The following is a 24072-nucleotide window of genomic DNA, read 5'->3' as shown; positions in this document are numbered from 1 at the left end:
TACGGGTATGTCTTCGACATTAACATTCATCTAAGATAAATGTTATAAACCGCCCCCTCCACAAAGGAACTCGCAGGATGCCCTCCATGCCCGATCAGCAACCGCCCGCGATTCGCCAGTTGTTCGCGTATCCGTTCCGCATTTTCTTCCTGTCACTGGCAATCCTGGCACTGCTGGCGATTCCGCTGTGGCTTCTGCTTGTCACCGGCAAGACCAGCCTGCCCCTGGCCCTGCCCGGTCTGTTATGGCACCAGCACGAAATGCTGTTCGGCTTTCTCTCGGCAGCCATTGCCGGCTTCCTGCTGACAGCCGTGTGTGTCTGGACCCAGACCGAACGGACCCACGGCTGGCGGCTCGCACTGCTGTGGGGGGTATGGCTGCTGGGACGACTGACGATGGCCTTCGGTGCGGAGCTGCCGCTGGGACTGGTCCAGGCCATCAACCTCGCTTTTCTGCCGCTGGTCATGGTGGATGCCGGCTGGCGTATCTGGCGGGCGCGTCAGCAACGCCAGCTGATGATTCTGGTGGTATTGGGGCTACTTTGGCTCATGCAGTTCGGCTTTATCAGCCAGCATCACCCGGTCTTTATTCAGGGCGCGCTGCTACTCACCTTAACCCTGATCAGCATTATTGGTGGCCGCATCACCCCGGCCTTCAGCAAGGGTTGGCTGAAACAGCAGGGCCGCGATCCCGAGGCCATCCGAAGCTGGCCGCTACTCGACCTGGCGGTCATTATCAACCTGCTGTTGGTGCTGGTGACCGTGTTGCTGGAAAGCCATTCCGGACTGCTAGGTGCGCTTGCAGCCAGTGCTGCCGTGCTGACGCTGGTCCGGATGATCGGGTGGCGGGGCTGGCTGGTACGAGCCGAGCCGTTGCTGTGGATCCTGCACCTGTCAATTCTGTGGGTTCCGGTATCGCTGGCACTGTTGGCGGCGCAATCCTTCCTGCACTGGCCCGCCACCGTCTGGAGCCATGCGGCGGGGGCCGGGGCCATGGCCAGCCTGATCCTTGGCGTCATTGCCCGGGTCGCCCTGGGTCACACGGGGCGCCCCCTAAGACTACCCCGCGGCATGGTGCTGGCGTTTATCGCGATCCACCTCGCGGCGCTGATCCGGGTCCTGACCGCTGCTGGCCTGCTGCCCTGGCATCCCGGCATCGGCCTGGCCACAGTGCTGTGGACACTGGCCTTTGCCCTGTTCCTGTTCCGCTACGGGGGCATTCTTGCCCGGCCCCGCCCCGACGGCCGTTCGGGCTAAGGGCCGCAGGCTCACCCGGCGGCGAGTTTGCTGAACGCCTGTCGCGCCTGCTGAAAACGCCCTGTCGGGAAGTGGATGGCGATGCCTTCAAGTGCCGCCATCAGCATCTCAAGGTGCGCATCCCAACCAGCGCAGGCGATGGCCACATGATCATCGTCCGGCAGGTCCAGCGTAAGTGTCAGCCGGGTTCCATCGCTATTTTCCTGCAATTCCCAGGTGACCGGCCGCACTGGCTGTTGACCATGACTCCAGGAATAGGCCAGTTGCCATGGCGGGTTGTAACGGGTCAACGTCGAATCAATAGGACAACCGCTATTACCGAAGTCGATCTGCGCACGCCCGCCGAGGCATGGCTCGATCTGGCCGGGCGCCAGCCATAACGGCAGCAACCGCTCCTCGGTCAGCATGGCCCAAACCTGCTCGACCGAATGACCCAGTTGCCGCTTCAGCCGCGCCTGCACACGCCTCTCCCTGGTTTCCAGCACACCCCACGAGCTTGTTGTAGTGCTCATCATGATTACCTTCTGCTGCTGATACTTTCAGCTTATGCCCCTCGGACTCCGCCCTCCTTGACCAGCATCAATTGGCGGCACCCACCATCACCATGGCCATCAACCAACGGTCAATAATCGCCCACCAGCGGTCAACGGTGATTGTCCGGCCGGGGAATAGAGTGGAAGACCACAGTTTCAAAGCGGAGACGTTCCATGCCACAGGATCACTACGATAAAGAGGCACTGATAGCGTGCGGCGAGGGCACGCTGTTCGACGGTGCCATGCGACTGCCCACCGGCGCCATGCTGATGCTCGATCGCATCACTGACATTTCCGCCAGCGGCGGTCAGTACCAAAAGGGCTTCCTTGACGCAGAACTAGACATCCACCCCGAGCTCTGGTTTTTCGGCTGTCATTTTCAGGATGACCCTGTCATGCCCGGCTGCCTGGGCCTGGATGCACTCTGGCAGTTGCTCGGTTTCTTTCTGGCCTGGAGTGGCGGCGAAGGCAAGGGCCGCGCTCTGGGGGCCGGGGAAGTGAAGTTCTCTGGCCAGGTACTGCCACAACACCATCAGGTGCGCTACCGGCTCGACATCAAGCGGGTGATCCGTCGCAAGCTCACCATGGCCATTGCCGATGGCTCTGTGTCCGTCGATGGCCGGGAGATCTACACCGCCCGCGACCTGCGGGTGGGCCTGTTCACATCCACCGACCACTTCTAAAGAGATCACCCTTATGAGACGTGTTGTTGTTACCGGAATGGGGATCGTTTCCAGCCTCGGCGTCAATCAGCAACAGGTGCTGTCGGCGTTGCTTGAAGGACGCTCCGGCATTGGCTTCAGCGAGCAGGCCCGGGATGCCGGACTGCGTAGCCATGTCTGCGGCCAGATCGACTTGCCACTGGCTGACCTGATTGATCGCAAACGGTTGCGCTTCATGTGTCCAGCCTCCGCCTACACCTATCTGGCGATGCAGGAAGCCCTCGCCCAGGCACGCCTTCCCGACCACTGCCTGCATGCCGATTCCACCGGCGTGGTCATGGGCACGGGCGGGGCTTCAACGGTGGAACTGCTCGACGCCATCGACACCCACCGCAATCGCGGCCTGCGCCGGGTTGGCCCCTACCGGGTTCCACGCACCATGGGCAGCGCCATCAACGCCAGTATCGCTACCGCCTACGGCATTCGCGGCATCAACTACGGCATCACCTCTGCCTGCGCCACCAGCGCCCATTGCATCGGTCACGCGGGTGATCTGATCGCCTCGGGCCGCCAGGATGTGATGTTTGCCGGTGGCGGCGAAGACATTCACTGGACCCTGAGCCTGCTGTTCGATGCCATGGGCGCGCTGTCCAGCAAATACAATGATCAGCCCGAGCGCGCCTCGCGCACCTATGACCGTGATCGGGACGGCTTCGTGATCTCCGGCGGTGGCGGGGTGTTGGTAATGGAGGCCCTTGAGCACGCCGAAGCCCGCGGTGCCCCGATCCTGGCAGAACTGGTTGGCTTCGGTGCCACCTCTGACGGCGCCGACATGGTTGCCCCCAGTGGCGAAGGCGCCGTACGTTGTATGCAGCAAGCCATGAGAGGCGCCGGCGCTGGCATTGATTACATCAACACCCACGGTACCAGTACCCCCGCCGGTGACATCACCGAGCTGGCAGCGATTCGCGAGGCCTTCGGTGCCGCGCTGCCACCACTCAGTTCCACCAAACCCCTCAGCGGCCACGCCCTCGGCGCCGCCGGCGTTCACGAGGCCATCTACAGCCTGCTGATGCAGCAGCACAACTTCATTGCCGCCTCCGCCCATATCGACAATATCGACCCTGCTGCCGGGGACTTCCCTGTGGTTCGCACACGCGTCGACAACGCCGACCTCAAACGAGTCATGAGCAACAGTTTCGGGTTTGGCGGCACCAACGCCAGCCTGATTTTTGAGAAGCCTTAAGGAGTATCCATGAACGACCAACAACAACGTATCGTCACCCTGATTGCCGAGCAGCTTGCGGTGCCAGCCACCACCATCAGCAGTACGTCACGACTGGTGGAAGATCTGGGCGCAGACTCCCTGGACCTGGTGGAACTAACCATGGCGCTTGAGGAGCGTTTCGCGCTTGAACTGACCGATGACCAGGCAGACCAGCTGGTGACCGTGGGGGATGTCTTGCGCTTTATGGATCATACCGAACCGCGGTCCCCAGCCTGACCCGCTCACTAAATCGCACCGGGGTGCGCCCGGTACTCGGCCGGGGAGCACCCCATCCAACGCTTGAACGCCCGGCTGAAAGCGCTCAATTCAGAGAAACCTAACCGCTCGGCCACCTCCACCAGTGGCCGCTGCGGATCCTGCAGGAAGACCAGCGCCTGCTCCCGGCGCACCTCCTGAAAAATACCCGCGAATGTCTGGTTTTCAGCCTTGAGCCGCTTATACAGGGTGTAACGGCTCATATTGAGCTGGGAGGCGATCAGCTCAACACCCACCCGCCCCCGCTCCAGCTGCGCCAGAATCAGCGGGCGCACCCTCAGGCTGATGGCCAGGGTAGACGACAGCTGGCGCTGGATCAGCAACCACAGGGCCTGTAACTGGGCCAGCGATAACGATCCGTGACCGGGAGGCTGCGCCACCCGTTCTGGCGTTACTACCGAATCCAGTTGCTGCTGACTGTAACCTTCACTGTGCAGGTACTTCTGCATGGCCTCCATCAGGTTGGCCAGATCATCCGCCGCCATGGCTGTGCCCTCCCGTTACTGTAGGCATCGACAATTCAGCGTACAGACGTTAGCCGAAAAAAACGGACCTATCCTTGAGTCTGGTCAACTCCCTGGCAACCGAATATGGGCACACTGTCTCATCATGCTTTACTGACCGACCGGAATTCCATGTACACGCCAGAACTGCTTGCCCCCGCCGGCACCCTTACCCACCTCGATACCGCTTTCGCCTATGGTGCCGACGCCGTCTATGCCGGCCAGCCCCGCTACTCGCTACGGGCACGGAACAACAGTTTCAAGTCGGTGGACACTCTGGCCGAGGGGATTCACCGTGCCCACGGGCTGGGCAAACAGTTCTACCTGGTGTCCAACATTGCTCCCCACAACAGCAAGGTCCGCACCTACCTGCGAGACCTGGCGCCAGTGATTGAGCTCAAGCCGGATGCCCTGATCATGTCGGACCCGGGCCTGATCATGCTGGTTCGTGAGCGCTGGCCTGATCAGCCGGTGCACCTGTCGGTACAAGCCAACGCGGTGAACTGGGCCACGGTGGAATTCTGGCGCCGCCAGGGCATTCAGCGGGTAATCCTGTCACGGGAGCTGGATCTTGAGGAAATTGCCGAGATCCGCCGGCGTGTACCCGATATGGAGCTGGAAGTGTTTGTTCACGGCGCCCTGTGCATGGCTTATTCCGGCCGGTGCCTGCTATCAGGCTATATGAATCACCGCGACGCCAATCAGGGCACCTGCACCAACGCCTGCCGCTGGAGTTACCGGGAGGTGCAACATCAGGAAGACCAGAGCGGCGATCTGATCCCGGTAACTGAGGTCGATCCGTCCGCCAGCCCACAGATGCTGCTGGAGGAACCCAATCGCCCCGGCGGTTTCATTCCCGCCTACGAGGATGAACACGGCACCTATATCATGAACTCCCGCGACCTGCGGGCCGTGCAGCACGTTGAAACCCTATGCGCCATGGGCATTCACTCGCTGAAGATCGAAGGCCGCACCAAGAGCCCCTATTACGTCGCACGCACCACCCAGGTCTACCGTCGCGCTATTGACCGCGCCGTGAGCGGACTGCCTTTCGACATGAGGCAGATGGATGAACTCGAGGCCCTGTCCAACCGCGGCTACACCGAGGGCTTCCTGCGTCGCCACCTTCCCCAGGAGTACCAGACCTACGAACAGGGCTCATCGCTGCAGGGCAGCCAGCAGGTGGTTGGTGAAATCGTCGATGCCGATGACCGCAGCCTGACCATCGCGGTCAAGAACCGCTTTGCCTGCGGTGACACCCTGGAGTTGATGACCCCCTCAGGAAATACCCGCTTTGCGACTGATTCCATAGAAACCCGGGACGGCAACGCCCTAGACTATGCCCCAGGCAGTGGTTATGTGGTGCGCCTGCCACGACCCCAAGGTACCCCGGACTGCCTCGAACACAGCTTTCTGACCCGAATCATTCATCCGGAGAACTGACCTCGTGCCCCTGGCCCGCACCCTGATCCCCCTGTTACTCGTCACCACGCTACTGATGCCTGCGGGCTCCCGGGCAGAACCTTCGGTTGGCCTGGTGCTGCCAGACAGACAGGCTGTCCATACCCAGACGTCAGACTTCATGGCCCGCGTCGCCAGCAACCAGGTCGAAGCCGCGTACCAACAGCTTCGCCCCTTCCTCGGCGTTGCCAGCGAGCCTTTCGATCAATCCGCCAGGGAAGCCGACGCCTACTTCCAGATGGTGACCGGCCAGGTTGGCCAGCCACTGGCCAGCGTACACCTGCACAGCGACGGCATTGGCGAGCATTTCTACCGCGAAACCTGGCTACAGAAATTCAACACCGCCGCCATCGCCTGGACCTTAACCTTCTACCGCCCGCACGACGACTGGAAGCTGGTCGGCGTCAGCTACTCCACAGACCTGGACGCCCTCTACCAGCCGCAGTAAACCAACTGCCTAAAATACAAGCGAAAACTCCCGGTTTTCAGCAGCCCCCGCTGGCCTGCGACAACCACTGATACTGTGGTCTTGGTGCCTGATAGCCGGATTACGGTATAATCTAAGCCACGCGCGACTTAATACCTGACTATTTTGGTATGATATTGTACAATCACTCGCCAGAAGTGCGGGATCCCTCGGAGCTTCAGTCCCCGGACAGGGGGACGGTATTCATAGCCAACACCGGGATTCCCTCAGCCAACAATCGATTGCAGGGCGATGACTGCCAGTAACTGGCCCAAACGACCACTGTGACACCCAAACTGATGACATGCCGGCATGGCCCACGAGGCGGTGCCCGCGACACGGGCAACAGGCCCCTGATGAGAAAGCATACGGAGCGACGATCATGGCGAACACCGACAGACAGGTGAACGAGCTGATCAAACGGGAATACGAGCACGGTTTCGTCACCGATATCGAGGCGGATACCTTTGAACCTGGCCTCAACGAAGACGTGATTCGCCGGCTGTCAGCCATCAAGAATGAACCGGAGTTCATGCTGGAATGGCGCCTGAAAGCCTATCGTCGCTGGCTGGAAATGGACGAACCTGACTGGGCCCACGTTGACTTCCCAAAAGTGGACTACAACGCCATTTCCTATTATTCCGCGCCGAAGAAAAAGGAAGACATGCCCCAGAGCCTGGATGAAGTCGATCCGGAGCTGCTGAAAACCTATGAGAAACTGGGCATTCCGCTGCACGAGCGAGCCAAGCTCGCCGGTGTTGCCGTAGACGCGGTGTTTGACTCCGTCTCCGTCGCCACCACCTTCAAGGAACCCCTGGAGAAAGCCGGCGTTATCTTCTGCCCGATCTCCGAGGCTGTCCAGAAGTACCCCGAACTGGTGCAGAAGTACCTTGGCAGCGTGGTGCCGGTAGGCGACAACTACTTTGCCGCGCTCAACTCTGCGGTGTTCTCCGACGGTTCCTTCGTCTACATTCCGAAAGGCGTGCGCTGCCCGCTGGAACTGTCCACCTATTTCCGCATCAACGCTGCCAACACCGGCCAGTTTGAGCGTACGCTGATCGTCGCTGACGACGACAGCTACGTGAGCTACCTGGAAGGCTGCACCGCGCCCATGCGCGACGAAAACCAGCTGCACGCCGCGGTGGTGGAACTGGTGGTACTGGAAAACGCCCAGATCAAGTACTCGACGGTACAGAACTGGTACCCCGGCGACGAGAACGGTAAGGGCGGCATCTACAACTTCGTCACCAAGCGCGCGGCCTGCATCGGGAACAACTCGAAAGTGTCCTGGACCCAGGTGGAAACCGGTTCCGCGATCACCTGGAAGTACCCCAGCTGTGTACTGCGTGGCGACAACAGTGTCGGCGAATTCTACTCGGTGGCGCTGACCCACAACTACCAACAGGCCGATACCGGCACCAAGATGATTCACCTGGGCAAGAACACCTCCAGCACCATCATTTCCAAGGGTATCTCTGCCGGCCGCAGCAGCAACGCCTACCGTGGCCTGGTCAAATTTGGCCCTGGCGCCGAGGCTGCCCGCAACTTCACCCAGTGTGACTCCCTGCTGATTGGTGACCGCTGTGCGGCCCATACGTTCCCGTACATCGAAAGCCAGAACAAGACCGCCATCGTCGAGCATGAGGCCACCACCTCCAAGGTGAGTGACGAACAGATGTTCCTTTGCCGCCAGCGTGGCATTGATGCCGAACAGGCCGTTTCGATGATCGTGAACGGCTTCTGTAAGGAAGTCTTCAAGGAGCTGCCGATGGAGTTTGCGGTGGAAGCCGGCAAACTGCTGGAAGTCAGCCTCGAAGGCTCGGTCGGTTAAGCGTCACAGTTGGCGGCAGACCCGCCTGCGGAAACAGAATTCAGACAGAATTAACGAGAGAGAATCCCACGCATGCTGAGCATCAAGAACCTGCACGCTTCCGTTGAGGGCAAAGAAATCCTCAAGGGCATCAACCTGGAGATCAACCCGGGCGAAGTTCACGCCATCATGGGGCCCAATGGTTCCGGGAAAAGCACACTGTCACAGGTACTGGCGGGTAACGAAGCCTATGAGGTGACCAGCGGTGAAGTGCTGTTCAACGGTGAAAACCTGCTCGACAAAGAAACCGAGGAGCGTGCCCGTGAAGGCATTTTCCTGGCGTTCCAGTATCCGGTGGAGATTCCTGGCGTCAGCAACCTGCAATTCCTGCGTACCGCGGTGAACGCCAAGCGTAAGCATCTTGGCGAACCGGAAATGAACGCGGCCGAGTTCATGAAACTGGCCCGCGAAGTCTCCAAACAGGTGGACCTGAACCCGGATTTCCTCAAGCGTGGTGTCAACGAAGGCTTCTCCGGTGGTGAAAAGAAACGCAACGAGATCATGCAAGCCCTGCTGCTGCAGCCGAAGCTGGCGATTCTCGATGAGACCGACTCCGGCCTCGACATCGACGCCCTCAAGGTTGCCTCCGATGGCGTCAACGCCCTGCGTTCCGCAGACCGCGCCATCCTGATGGTGACCCACTACCAGCGTCTGCTGAATCACATTGTTCCGGACCACGTCCATGTGCTGGCTGGCGGCCGCATCATCAAGTCCGGTGGTCGTGAGCTGGCGCTGGAACTGGAAGAAAAGGGTTACGGCTGGCTCGGCATCAAAGACGAAGACGACGCCCCGGTAGCCGGCTAAGGGAGAGGCAGGAATGAAACCAGCATCCACGCTTTCCAGCGCTTTCCTGACTCCGGGCGGGCAGTCTCTGCCCCAGCCGCTGCTCGACCTGCGTGCTCAGCGCGGCACCGCACTGGCTGACATGCCGCTGCCAACCCGCAAGACAGAAAACTGGAAATACTCCAGTCGCCACCTCAAGCTTTCCGAAGAACTGGCGAGCGCATTGCCGACCAGTGGCAAGTGTGGCCCGGCCCTCGCGGTTCCCGGTTATCACGTGGTGTTTCACAACGGCGTGATCGTTCCAGAAGCCTGCGAACTGCCGGATCAGAGCGGCATTACCATCCAGCCATTCGCCGAACTGGACGACAGCCTCGCGGCTGAACTCGCCGAGCGCCTGGACAACACCCTCGACGCCGAAGCAGCCCAGCTGGCACGACTGAACTCTGCCCGCTTTGAAGACGGCCTGTACATCCGGCTGGCTCCCGACGCTGTGCTGGACCAACCGCTGTTCATCATCAGCCAGACCGATGCCAGCTGCAGCGGTTCAGCCTATCCGCGCCTTTACGTGGATGCCGGCCGCCACAGCCAGCTCACCCTGGTGGAAGAGTACATCTCCAGCGGTGACCAGCCGGCACTGGTCAATGCCGTTTCCGAATTCACCCTGGCCGAAGGCGCCCAGGTAACCAGCGTGCGACTGTCCGCCGAAGGCGAGAATGTTCAGCACGTTGGCGCGACCGGTGTCCGCCAGCAGGCTCACTCCCGCTTTGACAGCCATTGCGTCGGTTTTGGTGGCCCCATGCGTCGCCACGACTTGCAGGTTCGCCTGGAACAGTCCGGCGCCAACTGCCGCCTCAACGGCGTGGTGGTGACCCAGGGCCAGCAGCACTATGACAACCACACCGTCATCGAGCATGTGGCCCCGCATTGCGACAGTGAAGAAACCTATCGCAACATCGCTGCCGGCCAGTCCCATGCTGTGTTCAATGGCCGCATCCACATTCATCAGGATGCCCAGAAGTCGAACGCCAACATGAGCAACAAGAACCTGTTGCTGTCCACCGGGGCGGAAATCGACACCAAGCCGGAGCTGGAAATTTACGCTGACGATGTCAAATGCGCCCACGGTGCCACCATCGGCCAGCTCGACAAGCAGTCGATTTTCTATCTGGTATCCCGCGGTGTCAGCCGTCACGAAGCCAATACGCTGCTGACCATGGCCTTCATTAACGAACTGGTCCAGCAGATTCCGGTCGAATCTGTACGGGAAACCACTCAGATACGACTGAACCAGTTTTTCGAAACGACCTTTGAGGAGGCCTGAGCGGCAATGACCGACCTCTCCATGGCAAACGCATCAGCCCGGTCCCCACTGGATGTGACGACCATTCGCCAGGACTTTCCGATTCTGGCTCAGCAGGTCAATGGTAAGCCGCTGGTGTACCTTGATAACGGTGCCTCGGCGCAAAAGCCGGCCGCCGTGCTTGATGCTATGGAGCGGTATTACCGCGAGATGCACTCCAACGTCCACCGTGGCGCCCACACCCTCGGCGACCGTGCGACCAGCGCCTTTGAGGGCGCTCGTGAAACTGTTCGCAATTACCTCAATGCTGCCAGCACTCGCGAAATCATCTGGACCCGCGGCACCACCGAGGCCATCAACCTGGTGGCTAACGGCTTGACCGCACAGCTGGGTGCTGGCGATGAAATCCTCATCAGCCACATGGAGCACCACGCCAACATCGTGCCCTGGCAGATGCTGGCCCAGCGCAGTGGCGCCACCCTGAAGGTCATTGCCATCACCCCAGAGGGTGAGCTGGATCTGGACAGTTTCGAACAGCAGCTGAGTGAACGCACCAAGGTTCTGGCCCTGACCCACGTATCCAATGCCCTCGGCACCATCAACCCGGTGGCCGAGCTGGTTGCCCGCGCTAAAGCAGCCGGTGCCATTACCCTGCTTGACGGCGCCCAGGCGGTTCCGCATTTCCGCCCGGACGTTCAGGCCCTGGATTGCGACTTCTACGCCTTCTCTGCCCACAAGCTGTTCGGCCCCACCGGCATCGGCGTGCTGTACGGCCGCGAGCAACGGCTGGAGGCACTGCCGCCGTACCAGTTTGGCGGTGAAATGATCGAACGGGTCACCTTCGAAAAAAGCACCTGGAACGCCCTGCCCTACAAGTTTGAAGCCGGCACCCCGGCCATCGCCGAGGCCGTCGGCCTGGGCGCTGCCATCAACTACCTCAATGGCCTCGACCGCGCGGCCGTTGAAGCCGCCGAGCACGCCCTGATCAGCCGTGCCCACGAGCTGGCCGACAGCGTACCCGGCATGGCCATTATCGGCACAGCCCGCAACAAAGCGGCGGTGATGTCGTTCAAGATTGACGGCCTGCACCCCAGCGACATTGGCACCCTGCTGGATCAGCAAGGCATAGCGATCCGCACCGGCCACCATTGCGCTATGCCACTGATGGACTTCTATGGGGTTCCCGGTACAGCCAGAGCCTCCTTCGCGTTTTACAATACTCTGGATGAGGTGGAGCAACTGTTCACCGCCTTACGTAAAATCCAGCGACTGTTTGTCTGATGAGGTTGGTTCCATGACTGCCGAGACTTTTACACCCACCGTTGGCGTGACCATGACGCCCAGTGCAGTGGCTCATGTACGCAAGCAGTTGGCGAAAAACGCCAAGGCCCGGGGCATTCGCCTGGCAATCCGCAAAAGCGGTTGCTCCGGTTTCAAGTACGAGACCGAGTGGGTCGAAACGCCGCTGGACGATGACGAGATTTTCACCGTTGATGGCGTCGACATCTACGTCGAACGCCAGCACCTGCCCATGGTCAACGGCACCGAAATCGATTTCGTGACCCAGGGCGTCAACTCCCTGTTCCAGTTCCGCAACCCCAATGCCACGGCAGAGTGTGGTTGCGGCGAAAGTTTCACCGTCGCCTGATCAACGAATCAGCGCCAGCCAGTCAAGACGAGGTCATTCAGGGCATGCAAGAACGGGAAGTGGTTCTGACCAAACGCGAGGTGGAAGCCCGCCTGGTCCCCGCGGGCACGGAAATCATGATTCCGGCAGACACCTTTGTGACCATCACCCAGTCGTTGGGCGGCAGCTTTACCGTGGCGGTCAATGGCAACCTGGCCCGGATTGAGGGCCATGACGCCGACGCCCTTGGCAAGCAGCCGCTGGAAAGCAGCTTCGAAACGCCGGAAGATGGCAGTGTCAACGAGAATCAGGTGTGGGAAGCCTTGCGCAGCTGCTACGACCCGGAAATTCCGGTCAATGTCGTAGAGCTGGGGCTGATCTATGAGTGCAAAGTGATGAACGGCACGCCGGAAGGCAACCAGGTCCACGTTCTGATGACGTTGACGGCCGCTGGCTGCGGCATGGGTCCGGTGATCACCGACGACGTCAGACGCAAGCTGGAATACGTACCCAATGTGGACAAAGTCACCGTCGAACTGACCTTTGATCCGCCCTGGAACAACGATATGCTGAGTGACGAAGCCAAGTTAGAACTGGGAATGCTGTAAATGACCGCCACCGAAGATCAGTTTCGCAACAACCCGCTGGGCAAGGACGTTACCCTGGACGACGTGTTCGATGCCTTTGAGTTCCTCGACGACTGGGAAGAGCGGTACGCCTACATCATTGACCTCGGCAAGCAGTTGCCGGCGTTTCCTGATAACGAACGTACCGAGGAAAACTACGTCCATGGCTGTCAGAGCCAGGTGTGGCTGACCCACTTCCAGGACGAGTGCGACAGCAAGCTGTACCTGATGATCGACTCCGACGCCATGATCGTCCGTGGTCTGGCGGCAATTATCCTGGTTGCCCTGAATGGCAAGACACCCCGCGACCTGCTGACCACCGACATCGATGAACTGTTCGAGCGGCTGGACCTGTTCCGCCACATCTCCCCGACCCGCGGCAACGGCCTGCGCGCCATGGTGGGCAAGATTCGCGACATTGCCGCCCAGCAAGTCGCCTGACGGGAGCGCGCCGGACAACGTGTTCTCTGCTGCCGGCGCAACGACTTCCTGTTACCAGATGATCGCCATATCGCCGCGCTGAATATTGACCAGCGCGCCGGTTACCGGCATGTCCCCGTTACTGAAGTCCGGATGAACACTGTTAAGCGTAACACTGGCGTGGCTGTCCCGCAGTTCCGGAGCCGCGCCCGGGGCATCGAAGTAACGGGAGCTGCGATAGAGATCAAGCTCGTCACCCGGGCGTAATCCGGCCGTCGCCCCCGCAGCCAGCGTCACCCGCTTTCCCTCAACCCTTGCCACCCGGGTAATGAATGGCTGACAACGAATGGCGTCGGTGATCGCCAGGGTCATCTCATCCAGGCTCGCACTCACAGCCTGGCCGTAATCGCTCTGCCAGAAACCTGCGGACCCAAAACTGTCCGATTCACCGGCACGAATATCCCAGGTACCGGCAGTGCTGAAGCGTTGCTGGTATACCGGCGAGCCACTGAACCCATCGAAGACCATCATGTCCACCACCAACCGGCGCTCACGATTGGCAAAGCCCAGTCCACGCTGCATCCGGTCGAGAACGGACGAGCCCCAGGCCGACGGATCCTCAACCGCAAGGCTACGTATCACACCGGTCACCACAAACTGAGCATCGAGGTCACGGGCGAGCCCCACTACATTACTGAGCCGGTTGTCGAACGCCTGAGAGGTCGGAGCATTGGCAACATCGTGGAACGGGTGTATCGACGAAGCGCCCAGCACCTGCAGACGCCCCCCCTGCTGCAATCGGCTACGCAGCTGTTGCGGCAAGGCCTGGCCGGCATCGTCAATATGCCCAAGCACAGCCTGCTCCGGGTGCTGGAGCGGGAAACCGGTAATCGCCACTCGCTTCTTCAGACCTGCGGCAGCGCCCGCCTCACAACTGGCACTTTCCGACATATCGGCCTGCAGAATGATCCGCAGCATATTACCCACCTGCTGCTCGCTGATCACCCGCACATCCCGCGCTTTTGCCGTCGCTGAGACCGTCAGCCGGGAGTCCGTCACTACGCCATTGTTCAGAGTATCGGAACTGTTGATCCGGGCCTCATACTGTAACGCAACATCCCGTAATGCAGACTCCCTCGCCGCCGCCCGCGCGCGGTCAAGATCGCCGTTCTGGATAACACCATGACCGACACCTTCCAGCACCACGGCATGCCCACCAGCAGGCAGCACGAATGCCATCAGCGCAAACACCACAGCTTTGGCCAGGGCCTTGGTTCCGATCCGTTTCATAGCGGCACTCAATCCAGATAGTACAGGGAATCGACGCTGCGACTGTGAACGTCGCCGGCACTGTCATTACCGGTTGGCATTGGTATCGGACACCGGGTCTGCACCTCGCGCTCCTCCACCACAGAGACACAGGCACGGAACCGAGGTTCCAGCTTCAGTTCCATCACCGTTTCCACAACGCCGTCACTGTGCTCGTTGACCGCCACCATTTTGGCGCCACGAATGTAACTGTCGACATAGGAGCGGAAATTGTCGTTATTGAGGACAAAATCATTCACCGTGGAACTGCCGAAAATCACCGTGCCGTACACCCGCTCAGCCAGATTGCGGTAGGCATCCAGCTGTGAGGCGCGTCGGGCCAGCAGGCGTTTGCGGGTATCCAGGCGATCATTGGCATCCGCGTAGGTACCAAAACCACTGACCCGCACCACAATCGGATCAAACCGCCGGTCATCCAACCCGCTCTGCTCCGACTGGCTCTGCTGCCAGGACGAACACCCCGCCAGTACGGCTACCAGCAACAGCGAAACCCATCGCACCATCATGCTCATTCTCCAGTAAATCGTCATTCCCGGAATCCCATGAAAATTTCGCGCCAACCTCGATAACTAATTGATTACCCTAGACACGCGCAATAAAACAATCGCACCGACGACACGGGCGGCAATAATTCACCGCTTTTTACATTCAACCAACATTCGGTTACCGCAAAGACCGTGATGGTTCGGCCTATCTGCAATAACCTGTCATGAAAAAAGTGGCAGGGTTATTGAACCCCTGGCCCGATAAAAACGTCATGCTTACCCCATAATGAAGAACTCCCGGTTAATGAAGGAGCCAGTATCACGATGACTCACCCGCACTTTTCTCGCCTTGCCCTGGCGGTCGGACTGGCTGTTGCCAGTACCTCGACCTTCGCAAGCCCCCAGAATTTTCAGTCGGCCCGCTCGTTTGCCATGGGCGGCACCGGTGTTGCGATTGCGCATCCGGCGTCATCCGGTTTCGCCAACCCGGCGATGCTGGCATCCGGTCAGCACGAATGGGCGGATGACTTTGGCCTGATCCTACCCTCGGTCAACGCCCGCTTCGCCGATGAAGAAGAAACCATCAACCAGATCGATGATATCCAGGACACCGTTGACCGCGCCAACGCTGCCATCAACCGGCTGGACACGCCCGCAGCCCAGGCTGAGGCTGGCACCCTGCGCCAGCAGCTGCAGGACATCGACAAGGATACCGTTCGAATTGACGTCGGCCTGGGACTGGCACTGGCGGTACCAATCGATGCCGTATCTATTGGTGTTCACACCGTCGGCAATCTGCAGGCATCTGTGCGCGGTGAATACGACAACGCTGATGATGTCGAACTGGCTAAGCTCGAAGCCGGCGATCTGACCGCAGATGTCAATAACCTGCAATCCCGGGCCCGGGTACTGGCCTCGTCCGTTGCCGAGCTCGGTGTCAGCTTTGCCCGTAACTTCGAGCTGCAGGATGGCCGCAGCGTCCAGCTGGGCATTACGCCGAAATACATGCAACTGATGACCTATCAGTACACCGAAAGCGTGTCTGGGTTTGACGACGGCAACTACGACGACGACCAGTACGAAACGGACGAAAGTGGTTTCAACCTGGATCTCGGCGCCGCCGTGACCTTTGGCGAGAATAACGAGTGGAACGCCGGTGTCGCGATCAAGAACCTGATTCCAATGGACCTGGATTCCGCCGTCAGCAGCGACCCCAGCAAGATGGAAAGCCAGCACACACTGGAAGTTGACCCACGGGTGACGGTCGGCGTTGCTCATAACGCCGAATTCCATGTTCTCACCGCTGAACTCGACCTGACCGAACAAAAAGGCTTTGGTTACGCCGACGACACCCAGTGGCTGGCCGTGGGCGCTGAGTTTGATGCCTGGCGTTATGCCCAGATCCGCGGCGGTATTCGCCACAACCTGGCCAGCAACAACGACAACGCGGGCATCGAAGAGGATACCCAGCTGACCGCAGGTATTGGTCTGAGCCCATTCGGTGCCCGCCTCGATATTTCGGCACTGTTCAGCGACGCTGAACTTGGCGCCGCCATCGAGTTTGGTGCCGCGTTCTGACGCGCCCCCCGACCCGCAAGCCCGCGCCGTATTCAACGCCGCGGGCTTTTTTTCGCGCCGCCGTTTGCCCTTTCACCCCCTCCCCCCGATAATCATCGTCACATTTACCAAAGGGAGCCCGAACTGAGCATGAAATGCTATCTCGTCGGTGGTGCAGTCCGTGATGAGCTGCTCGGCTTGTCGGTCAAAGACCGGGACTGGGTGGTGGTAGGAGCCACGCCCGAAGAGATGCTGGCTCAGGGCTTTCGGCAGGTTGGCGCGGATTTCCCGGTATTCCTCCACCCCGACAGTAACGAGGAATACGCCCTCGCCCGCACCGAACGCAAGCAGGGGCATGGCTATCATGGCTTTACCGTCTACAGTGCCCCCGATGTCACTCTGGAGGACGACCTGCGCCGCCGTGACCTCACCGTCAATGCCATGGCCCGGGATGAGACCGGCGCGCTGGTGGACCCGTTCGATGGCCAGTCCGACCTCAGTGCCAGACGTCTTCGCCATGTGTCACCCGCCTTTGCCGAGGATCCCCTTCGCATTCTGAGGACAGCCCGCTTTGCCGCCCGCTTTGCCCCGCTTGGGTTTCGGGTTGCCGACGACACCCTGGCCCTGATGCAGGACATGGTCAAGGCCGGCGAAGTCGATCACCTGGTCCCGGAACGGGTCTGGCAGGAACTGCAACGGGCGCTCCATGAACAGTCACCCACTACCTTTTTCAGCGTTCTGCAACAGACCGGGGCGCTCTCCGTACTGATTCCTGAACTCGCAGAAGCTGCAGCCTTCAAGCACGCCCTCACCGCACTGGAATGCATTCATCACAGGGATGGCGGCACCGATGCCCGCTACGCGGCTCTGCTGTCTGGCTTGTCCGAGGCCAATATTCTGGCCCGCACTCGCGCCATGAAAGCTCCGAACGACTGTCGCGATCTGGCTACCCTCACGGGTCGCCTGACGCCGGTGCTGACTAATCTGATCAGCCATCGCACCCCCGAAACCTGCTTGCAGTTTTTGGAACAGGCCGATGCCTGGCGCAAACCCGAACGTTTCAGCCGCTTGCTGCTGGTCCTCGGCTGCTGCCCTGACCAGAGTCCGGAGCGGGCAGAGCTGCTGGCGCAACTGCAGCAAGCCCAGGAAGCAACCGCTGTTGTCGACAGCCGCGAACTGATGGCGCAAGGACACAAGGGCAAAGCCCTCGGCGCAGCCATTCGCAACGAACGTCTGCACCGTCTCCAGACACTCCTTAACCGCTGACAGGAAATTCGCCGTGCCAGAGCAAGCCCCCGTCGTCCTTATCACCGGTGCCGCCCACAGGCTGGGAGCCGCCACCGCCCTGCGCCTGCACCAACACGGTTGGCGGGTACTGATTCACCATCGCTCGCGACCGCAACAGGCGGCGACGCTGGCCGCACGCATGAATCAGGACCGCCCGGACTCAGCGCGGGTTTTGCAGGCCGACCTCGCCCTTGCGGATGCAGTGACCCGACTCGGTGAGGAAGCTTATGAGGCCTGGGGCAGACTTGACGCCCTGGTCAACAACGCCTCAGCCTTTTACCCGACAGCCACCTGCAGCGCGACCCAAACTGACTGGGCAACACTGATGGACACCAACCTGCGGGCGCCCTTTTTTCTGGTACAGGCGTGTCTGCCCGCCCTGGCCACCCGCGGTGGCTGCATCGTCAATCTGATCGATATCTACAGCGAACGACCACTGGCAGACCACCCGCTGTACTGTGCCAGCAAAGCGGGCCTCGCGGCCCTGACCAAGGCCTGGGCGAAGGAACTTGCGCCTCAGGTCCGGGTCAATGGAGTATCTCCCGGCGCCATTCTGTGGCCTGAGGGCGATGCCGCCGTCAACGAGGACTATCAGCAATCCATTCTGGACAAGACCCCCCTCGCACGGACCGGCAGCCCGGACGACATTGCCAGAACCGTGACGTTCCTGATCTGCGACGCTCCGTTCATGACCGGGCAGATTCTGGCAGTCGATGGCGGCCGCAGCCTGAATATGTGACAGCCGGGCGAACGAGTGTCATTTTGGCCAGCCGCCTGCTTTCGGCTACAATGCCACCAGCAAAACTTTCGGCGGGGCAACATCCGGCTGCCCACACCAAGCCCTCTCTCACCCCTTTTGGAGACTAACCATGCAAGATGTAGTGATTGTTGCCGCCAAACGAACAGCCATTGGCGCATTCGGTGGTTCCCTGTCCAGCCTGCGCGCGGACCAGTTGGGTAGTGAGGTAATCAAGGCACTGCTGGCAGAGTCCGGCGTTGCCGCTGATCAGATTGATGAAGTCATTCTCGGCCAGGTGCTGACCGCCGGCTGCGGCCAGAATCCGGCTCGCCAGAGCGCCATTCACGCCGGGCTGCCCACGTCAGTACCGGCGATGACCATCAACAAGGTGTGCGGCTCCGGACTGAAAGCCGTGCAGATGGCGGTACAAGCCATCCGCAATGGCGATGCCAGCATGATCATTGCCGGTGGACAGGAAAGCATGAGCCTGTCGGCTCACGTTGTCCCTAATAGCCGGAACGGCCAGCGCATGGGCAACTGGACCATGATCGACACCATGGTCAACGATGGCCTTTGGGATGCGTTCAATGACTACCACATGGGCATCACCGCCGAGAATATCGTCGAAAAATACGGCTTCAGCCGCGAAGAACAGGACGCCTTTGCCGCCGCATCCCAGCAAAAAGCCGTTGCCGCACAGCAGGCGGGGCACTTTGACGACCAGATTGTGCCGGTCACCATTCCCCAGCGCAAAGGCGACCCCGTAGTCGTCGACCGCGATGAGAACCCCCGTGACGGCGTCACCGCCGACAGCCTTGGCAAGCTGCGTCCCGCGTTCAAGAAGGACGGCACGGTCACTGCCGGCAACGCCTCCTCTCTGAACGACGGCGCCGCGGCCGTGCTGGTGTGCAGTGCCGAGAAAGCCCAGCAGCTGGGCCTGACCCCGCTGGTCACCATCCGCGCACAAGCCAATGCCGGCGTCGATCCCACCATCATGGGCACCGGTCCGATCCCGGCCAGCCAGCGCTGCCTGGAGCGTGCCGGCTGGAGCGTTGGTGACCTCGACCTGATCGAAGCCAACGAAGCCTTTGCCGCCCAGGCCATGTCCGTAAACCGCGATCTCGGCTGGGATACTGACAAGGTCAATGTTAACGGTGGCGCGATTGCCCTGGGCCACCCGATCGGTGCCTCTGGTTGCCGCATCCTGGTGTCGCTGATTCACGAAATGATCCGGCGGGATGCCCACAAGGGCCTGGCCACGCTGTGCATCGGTGGCGGTATGGGCGTGGCACTGGCCGTGGAACGGTAAGACCCCATTCCCATGCCCATCCTTAACGTGGTGCTCTACGAGCCGGAGATACCGCCCAACACGGGCAACATCATCCGGCTCTGCGCCAATACCGGCTGCAGACTGCATCTGATCGAACCCCTGGGCTTCAGCCTGGAGGACAAACAGATGCGTCGCGCCGGGCTGGACTACAGCGAGTATGCGACGGTCAAAGTCCATCCCGACTTTCCGTCGTTTCTGGCGTGCGAACGTCCACAGAGACTGTTCGGACTGACCACCAAAGGTCAGGCTCATTACCACCAGGTTCAGTACCAGCAGGGTGATTACCTGATGTTTGGCCCGGAAACCCGTGGACTACCCGATCAGGTTCGGGCTGAATTGCCGACTTCCCACCTACTAAGGGTACCGATGCAGCCGAACAGCCGAAGCCTCAACCTGTCCAATACCGTCGCCTTGGTAGTTTATGAAGCCTGGCGCCAGCTCGACTTTGCAGGGGCGCAATGAAATGGCGGCAGCCATGATCAACAAGCTGATCGCTCCGATTACCCTGCTGGCAATCACATTCTCTGTGCCTATTGCCCAAGCCGCGCCGAAATCACCGGATATCCGTCTTATCGCATCCCCGCCGGAAAGCTCGGACTTTTCCATTGCCCTCGGGCAACAGCTCATCCGGGCTATCTATCAGCAGTGCGGCCTGACAGTCGAGTTCCTTGAGGCACCTCCGGCCCGCTCGGTCACGCTTGCGGAAACCGGCTGGGCGGATGGTGAGTTGGCGCGCCCCGCTCACTCGGTCAACCCAGACTCGGAACTGGTGCCTCTGGAACCGCCCATCAGCCGACTACAGCTGGTGCCGATCTATCTAGACCCAGCCATACCCCACGAGCATTCCCTCGACGCCGCCGACCGTATCGGTTACATCAATGGTTACCGGCTGGCCCCGCAACTGTTGCCTGCCGGCAAACAGGGACTGGCAGCCCACAGCACTGAACAATTGCTGAGATTGTTGGAAATGGGTCGAATCGATGCTGGCGTCACTCTTGGCTGGGACGCCCAGCGAGCGGCTGCGGTAAACCCCAAACTGATGATTGGCGCGCCCATTCTCGACTCCCCGGTTTACCACTATATCCACAACTCCCGCCTGAAGGATGCTCCGTGCCTGTCTCTCGCCTTGCAGGGCCTCAAAGATTCGGGCTATGTCGATCGTCTCAACAATGAGGCCATCAGCGCCCCCCAACAGCCCTCAACAGAACCGCTCGTCACGTCGGATCCGGCTGAACCATTGAAATAAACGAGAAAATAAACAGGCGAGTGTTCACGAGGGTACTTCAGGAGAGATCACCCTGAACGGGCAAAATCGGGAAGGGTAGAGAACTCCCTGAACAGCCTTGAAGGCGTCGGCTGTTCAGGGGTATCAATTCAGTGCGCCTGACCTTCGGCAGCTTCGGCCTGAGCCTCATCCTGCTTACGCTTGAGCGCCTGCGCATAGATCGCATCGAAGTTGACCGGCGCCAGCATCAGGGCCGGGAAGCTGCCCTTGCCAACCACGCCATCGATGGCTTCACGGGCGTAGGGGAACAGGATGTTCGGGCAGTAGGCACCCAGCATCTGACCCAGTTGCGGACCTTCAAAACCCTGCACCATGAAGACACCGGCCTGCTGGATCTCGACCAGGTAAGCGACCTTGTCACCCACCTTGGTGGTCACAGTCAGCGACAGAACAACTTCGTACTGATTATCGCTGATCTTGCTGTGAGAGGTATTCAGGTCCAGGTTTACCTGCGGCTTCCACTGCTCCTGGAAAACGGCCGGGGAATTTGGGGACTCGAAAGAGAGATCCTTGACGTAGATGCGCTGGAGGGCGAACTGGGGTTGGTTTGCATTTTGGGCGCCGGCGGCGGCCTGCGGGTTATCAGCCATGTTCAATCCTTTCGATCTCTATGGGGGCCATAATGCCCGTTATTGTCTCTGTGTTGACGGCCCGGTGCTTCCATCCGGTCCGTCGCAGTCCGGTTTAGCTCAGCCCAGTTTAGCGACTGGCACTGCTCGCTGATGTGAAACAGTGCGGCAGTTTGGCCACCAATTCAAGGGCAATGGGTTCAACCATCCCCTTCACTCGCCATGGCCGGTGTTATTTCTTGACCAGCGGCAGGTTGTTGGCCTTCCAGTCAGCAATACCACCATTGAGCCGAACAACATTTTCAAAGCCCTGTTCGTTCAAAGCCTTAACCGCCATCGCCGCATGCTGCCCCATCTTGTCGACCACGACAATCTGCTTGCCTTCATGCTTCTTGAGTTCAGCCGCACGTTCCTTCACGGAGCTCAGCGGAATATGAACGGAGCCGGTGATACGGCCATCGTTAAACTCCTTGCGCTCACGAATGTCAACAACCACCGCTTCATCACGATTAAGCAGGGCAATCACCCCCTGAGCCGACAACTTCTGCCCACCACGGCGAGATTCCAGCAAAAACAGAGCGGCCAGCAGAGCCACAAAGGCCGACACCAGAACGTAGTGATTGACTACAAATTCGAACAACCTGTCCATGAACACACCCTGCAGATTAATTTGGCCGGGAATTATACACACCCACCGGCAATGACAGAAGGCACGCCGCGTAGCCTGACCGACGCAAAACGGGTAGAATCAGCGATCCTGTTTTCCAACTCGATAACCATACCGGATCAAGTGATGACTGTGACGCGCAAGCCGACTGCACTGATTATTCTGGATGGCTGGGGCCACCGGGACCCGGCTGAAGATAACGCCATCAGCAATGCCAGTACGCCCTATTGGGACAAGCTCTGGCAGCAGCAGCCAAAAACCCTGATCAACACCTCCGGGATGTTTGTCGGCCTGCCCCAGGGGCAGATGGGCAACTCTGAAGTCGGCCACATGAACCTCGGCGCCGGCCGCATTGTGTACCAGAGCCTGACCCGCATTGACAAAGAACTGGAAGACGGCGATTTCGCTCGCAACCCGACCCTGTGCCAGGCCATCGACAAGGCCGTCAGTGCGGGACGGGCAGTGCATCTGCTAGGTCTGCTCTCGCCCGGCGGCGTACACAGTCACGAAGATCACATCCTGGCCGCTGCGGAACTGGCCGCCAGCCGTGGCGCCAAAGAAGTTTATATCCATGCATTCCTTGATGGCCGCGACATGCCCCCGCGCAGCGCCCAGCCGTCGCTGGAAAAAGCAGCCGCAAAACTGAAGTCTCTCGGCGTCGGTCGGGTCGCGTCCATCGTCGGCCGTTACTACGCCATGGACCGGGACAACCGCTGGGATCGTGTTGAAGCCGCCTACAACCTGATGACCCTGGGCGATGCCGAATTCACCGCCACCAATCCGATGAGCGCCCTCGAGCAGGCCTATGAGCGGGGCGAAAACGACGAATTCGTCAAGCCGACCCGTATTTGCGAACCCGGCGACAGCGACGGCACCATCAACGAAGGCGATGCGGTTCTGTTCATGAATTTCCGTGCCGACCGCGCCCGCGAAATGACCCGGGCCTTTGTCGATGCCGGCTTCGACGGCTTCCAACGCCGCAAGCACCCGGAACTGGCTGACTTCGTCATGCTGACCGAGTATGCCGCTGACATCAAAACCGCCTGCGCCTATCCACCGGAGAAGCTCTCCAATGGCCTCGGCGAAGTCATGGCCAAGCTGGGCAAGACCCAACTGCGTATCTCCGAAACCGAGAAATACGCCCACGTGACGTTCTTCTTCAATGGCGGCCTCGAAACTCCGTTTGAGGGCGAAGAGCGCATCCTGGTCCCCTCCCCCAAAGTGGCCACCTACGATCTGCAGCCGGAAATGAGCGCTCCGGAAGTCACCGACAAACTGGTGGAGGCGATCAAGAGCGGCAAGTACGACCTCGTCGTGTGCAACTACGCCAACGGCGACATGGTTGGCCATACCGGCAAGCTCGAAGCCGCCATCAAGGCGGCCGAATGCCTTGACCAGTGTGTGCAGCGCGTCGCCGAAGCGCTCGAGGAAGTGGGCGGCCAGGGCCTGATCACCGCCGACCACGGCAACTGCGAACAGATGACCGACCCCAGTTCCGGCCAGGTCCACACCGCCCATACCATTGGCCCGGTTCCCCTGGTCTATGTCGGCCCACGCAAACTGAAGCTTCAGGATGATGGCGCGCTCAGTGATGTGGCGCCGTCCCTGCTGGCGTTGATGGATCTGGAACAACCCGAGGAAATGACCGGCCACAGCCTGGTCATCCCCCAGTAAGCCGCTGCCAGTCGTTGGTTCGCGGCCAGTGCGCTTTATCGCCCACACCATCACCCCCGGGATCTCCGCTGGCCTGCGCCAGCGGTTTCCCGGCGGTAG

At 60.2% G+C, this 24072-nt stretch carries 26 protein-coding genes; 20 read left to right on the top strand and 6 right to left on the bottom strand.

The annotated features are described in order from the left end of the window. Positions 1–86: 86 nt before the first annotated feature. Positions 87–1256: an NnrS family protein gene (locus BLV11_RS01885; RefSeq protein ID WP_245725877.1), complete on the top strand. Its 1170-nt coding sequence runs from the start codon at positions 87–89 to the stop codon at positions 1254–1256. Between the two features lie 11 nt (positions 1257–1267). Here the strand turns inward: BLV11_RS01885 and BLV11_RS01880 are convergent, their stop codons facing one another. After that, entirely contained in the window at positions 1268–1717 is a 450-nt protein-coding gene (locus BLV11_RS01880; RefSeq protein WP_245725876.1) for an SRPBCC family protein, read from the bottom strand. A 246-nt stretch (positions 1718–1963) separates the two neighbouring features. Here BLV11_RS01880 and fabA point away from each other — a divergent pair, with 246 nt between their 5' ends. Genes fabA through acpP form a run of 3 tightly spaced genes read left to right on the top strand, consistent with a single transcriptional unit; the run spans position 1964 to position 3956 of the window. Further along, complete coding sequence (gene fabA, locus BLV11_RS01875; RefSeq protein WP_091811233.1) at positions 1964–2473, top strand: bifunctional 3-hydroxydecanoyl-ACP dehydratase/trans-2-decenoyl-ACP isomerase; 510 nt, start codon at positions 1964–1966, stop codon at positions 2471–2473. A gap of 13 nt (positions 2474–2486) precedes the next feature. Continuing rightward, a complete protein-coding gene (fabB, locus tag BLV11_RS01870; protein ID WP_091811232.1) occupies positions 2487–3698 on the top strand; it encodes a beta-ketoacyl-ACP synthase I in 1212 nt (403 codons plus the stop codon). Between the two features lie 9 nt (positions 3699–3707). Next, on the top strand, positions 3708–3956 hold the full coding sequence (acpP, locus tag BLV11_RS01865) for an acyl carrier protein (protein WP_091811231.1): 249 nt from the start codon (positions 3708–3710) through the stop codon (positions 3954–3956). Between the two features lie 8 nt (positions 3957–3964). On the opposite strand, the gene BLV11_RS01860 is transcribed toward acpP, so the two are convergent. Further along, entirely contained in the window at positions 3965–4480 is a 516-nt protein-coding gene (locus BLV11_RS01860) for a helix-turn-helix transcriptional regulator (protein ID WP_245725875.1), read from the bottom strand. 150 nt (positions 4481–4630) lie between these two features. On the opposite strand from BLV11_RS01860, the gene trhP reads away from it, so the two are divergent. From trhP to BLV11_RS01815, 9 genes are all read left to right on the top strand, one after another. Beyond that, positions 4631–5941 (top strand): prephenate-dependent tRNA uridine(34) hydroxylase TrhP, encoded by a 1311-nt coding sequence (gene trhP, locus BLV11_RS01855; protein ID WP_091811230.1) that lies wholly within the window; start codon positions 4631–4633, stop codon positions 5939–5941. A gap of 4 nt (positions 5942–5945) precedes the next feature. Continuing rightward, positions 5946–6407 (top strand): hypothetical protein, encoded by a 462-nt coding sequence (locus BLV11_RS01850; RefSeq protein WP_091811229.1) that lies wholly within the window; start codon positions 5946–5948, stop codon positions 6405–6407. 400 nt (positions 6408–6807) lie between these two features. Next, complete coding sequence (gene sufB / locus BLV11_RS01845) at positions 6808–8256, top strand: Fe-S cluster assembly protein SufB (RefSeq protein WP_091811228.1); 1449 nt, start codon at positions 6808–6810, stop codon at positions 8254–8256. 72 nt (positions 8257–8328) lie between these two features. Continuing rightward, positions 8329–9099 carry a Fe-S cluster assembly ATPase SufC gene (gene sufC, locus BLV11_RS01840; protein WP_091811227.1) on the top strand — a complete coding sequence of 257 codons (771 nt, stop codon included), beginning with the start codon at positions 8329–8331 and terminating at the stop codon, positions 9097–9099. A 13-nt stretch (positions 9100–9112) separates the two neighbouring features. Continuing rightward, on the top strand, positions 9113–10399 hold the full coding sequence (gene sufD, locus BLV11_RS01835) for a Fe-S cluster assembly protein SufD (protein ID WP_091811226.1): 1287 nt from the start codon (positions 9113–9115) through the stop codon (positions 10397–10399). Between the two features lie 6 nt (positions 10400–10405). Next, the gene (locus tag BLV11_RS01830; protein ID WP_091811225.1) at positions 10406–11659 is read left to right on the top strand and encodes an aminotransferase class V-fold PLP-dependent enzyme; all 1254 of its coding nucleotides are present in this window, start codon (positions 10406–10408) and stop codon (positions 11657–11659) included. 13 nt (positions 11660–11672) lie between these two features. Further along, on the top strand, positions 11673–12026 hold the full coding sequence (locus BLV11_RS01825) for a HesB/IscA family protein (RefSeq protein WP_091811224.1): 354 nt from the start codon (positions 11673–11675) through the stop codon (positions 12024–12026). 44 nt (positions 12027–12070) lie between these two features. Further along, entirely contained in the window at positions 12071–12613 is a 543-nt protein-coding gene (gene sufT / locus BLV11_RS01820; protein ID WP_091811373.1) for a putative Fe-S cluster assembly protein SufT, read from the top strand. Further along, positions 12614–13072, top strand: a complete 459-nt coding sequence (locus tag BLV11_RS01815; protein ID WP_091811223.1) for a SufE family protein — start codon at positions 12614–12616, stop codon at positions 13070–13072. It begins immediately after the preceding gene. 51 nt (positions 13073–13123) lie between these two features. Here the strand turns inward: BLV11_RS01815 and BLV11_RS01810 are convergent, their stop codons facing one another. Both BLV11_RS01810 and BLV11_RS01805 read right to left on the bottom strand, forming a co-directional pair. Then, the gene (locus tag BLV11_RS01810) at positions 13124–14341 is read right to left on the bottom strand and encodes a flagellar assembly protein T N-terminal domain-containing protein (RefSeq protein WP_091811222.1); all 1218 of its coding nucleotides are present in this window, start codon (positions 14339–14341) and stop codon (positions 13124–13126) included. 8 nt (positions 14342–14349) lie between these two features. Further along, positions 14350–14886: an LPP20 family lipoprotein gene (locus BLV11_RS01805; protein ID WP_091811221.1), complete on the bottom strand. Its 537-nt coding sequence runs from the start codon at positions 14884–14886 to the stop codon at positions 14350–14352. Between the two features lie 303 nt (positions 14887–15189). Between BLV11_RS01805 and BLV11_RS01800 the strand changes: the two genes are divergently transcribed. The 6 genes from BLV11_RS01800 to BLV11_RS01775 all read left to right on the top strand — a co-directional run bounded on the left by BLV11_RS01800 (position 15190) and on the right by BLV11_RS01775 (position 21024). Then, positions 15190–16443, top strand: a complete 1254-nt coding sequence (locus tag BLV11_RS01800) for a conjugal transfer protein TraF (protein ID WP_245725874.1) — start codon at positions 15190–15192, stop codon at positions 16441–16443. Between the two features lie 129 nt (positions 16444–16572). After that, the gene (locus BLV11_RS01795; protein WP_091811220.1) at positions 16573–17688 is read left to right on the top strand and encodes a tRNA nucleotidyltransferase/poly(A) polymerase-related protein; all 1116 of its coding nucleotides are present in this window, start codon (positions 16573–16575) and stop codon (positions 17686–17688) included. 13 nt (positions 17689–17701) lie between these two features. Continuing rightward, positions 17702–18448, top strand: coding sequence for a pteridine reductase (locus BLV11_RS01790; RefSeq protein WP_091811219.1), 747 nt, complete (start codon positions 17702–17704; stop codon positions 18446–18448). Positions 18449–18578: 130 nt separating this feature from the next. Next, a complete protein-coding gene (locus BLV11_RS01785; RefSeq protein WP_091811218.1) occupies positions 18579–19757 on the top strand; it encodes an acetyl-CoA C-acetyltransferase in 1179 nt (392 codons plus the stop codon). 18 nt (positions 19758–19775) lie between these two features. Next, positions 19776–20240, top strand: a complete 465-nt coding sequence (gene trmL, locus BLV11_RS01780) for a tRNA (uridine(34)/cytosine(34)/5-carboxymethylaminomethyluridine(34)-2'-O)-methyltransferase TrmL (RefSeq protein WP_091811371.1) — start codon at positions 19776–19778, stop codon at positions 20238–20240. Between the two features lies 1 nt (position 20241). Beyond that, positions 20242–21024, top strand: coding sequence for a type 2 periplasmic-binding domain-containing protein (locus BLV11_RS01775; protein WP_091811217.1), 783 nt, complete (start codon positions 20242–20244; stop codon positions 21022–21024). Between the two features lie 128 nt (positions 21025–21152). Here BLV11_RS01775 and secB read toward each other — a convergent pair whose 3' ends face one another. Both secB and BLV11_RS01765 read right to left on the bottom strand, forming a co-directional pair. After that, a complete protein-coding gene (gene secB, locus BLV11_RS01770) occupies positions 21153–21653 on the bottom strand; it encodes a protein-export chaperone SecB (RefSeq protein ID WP_091811216.1) in 501 nt (166 codons plus the stop codon). 211 nt (positions 21654–21864) lie between these two features. Beyond that, positions 21865–22281: a rhodanese-like domain-containing protein gene (locus tag BLV11_RS01765; protein ID WP_091811215.1), complete on the bottom strand. Its 417-nt coding sequence runs from the start codon at positions 22279–22281 to the stop codon at positions 21865–21867. A 144-nt stretch (positions 22282–22425) separates the two neighbouring features. Between BLV11_RS01765 and gpmM the strand changes: the two genes are divergently transcribed. Beyond that, positions 22426–23973, top strand: coding sequence for a 2,3-bisphosphoglycerate-independent phosphoglycerate mutase (gpmM, locus tag BLV11_RS01760; RefSeq protein ID WP_091811214.1), 1548 nt, complete (start codon positions 22426–22428; stop codon positions 23971–23973). The last annotated feature ends 99 nt before the right edge of the window (positions 23974–24072 follow it).

It is taken from the genome of Marinobacter mobilis, from assembly GCF_900106945.1.
GTDB lineage: Bacteria > Pseudomonadota > Gammaproteobacteria > Pseudomonadales > Oleiphilaceae > Marinobacter > Marinobacter mobilis.
The sequence above is the reverse complement of the archived record's forward strand: the minus strand, read 5'-3'. Positions and strand labels throughout refer to the sequence as shown.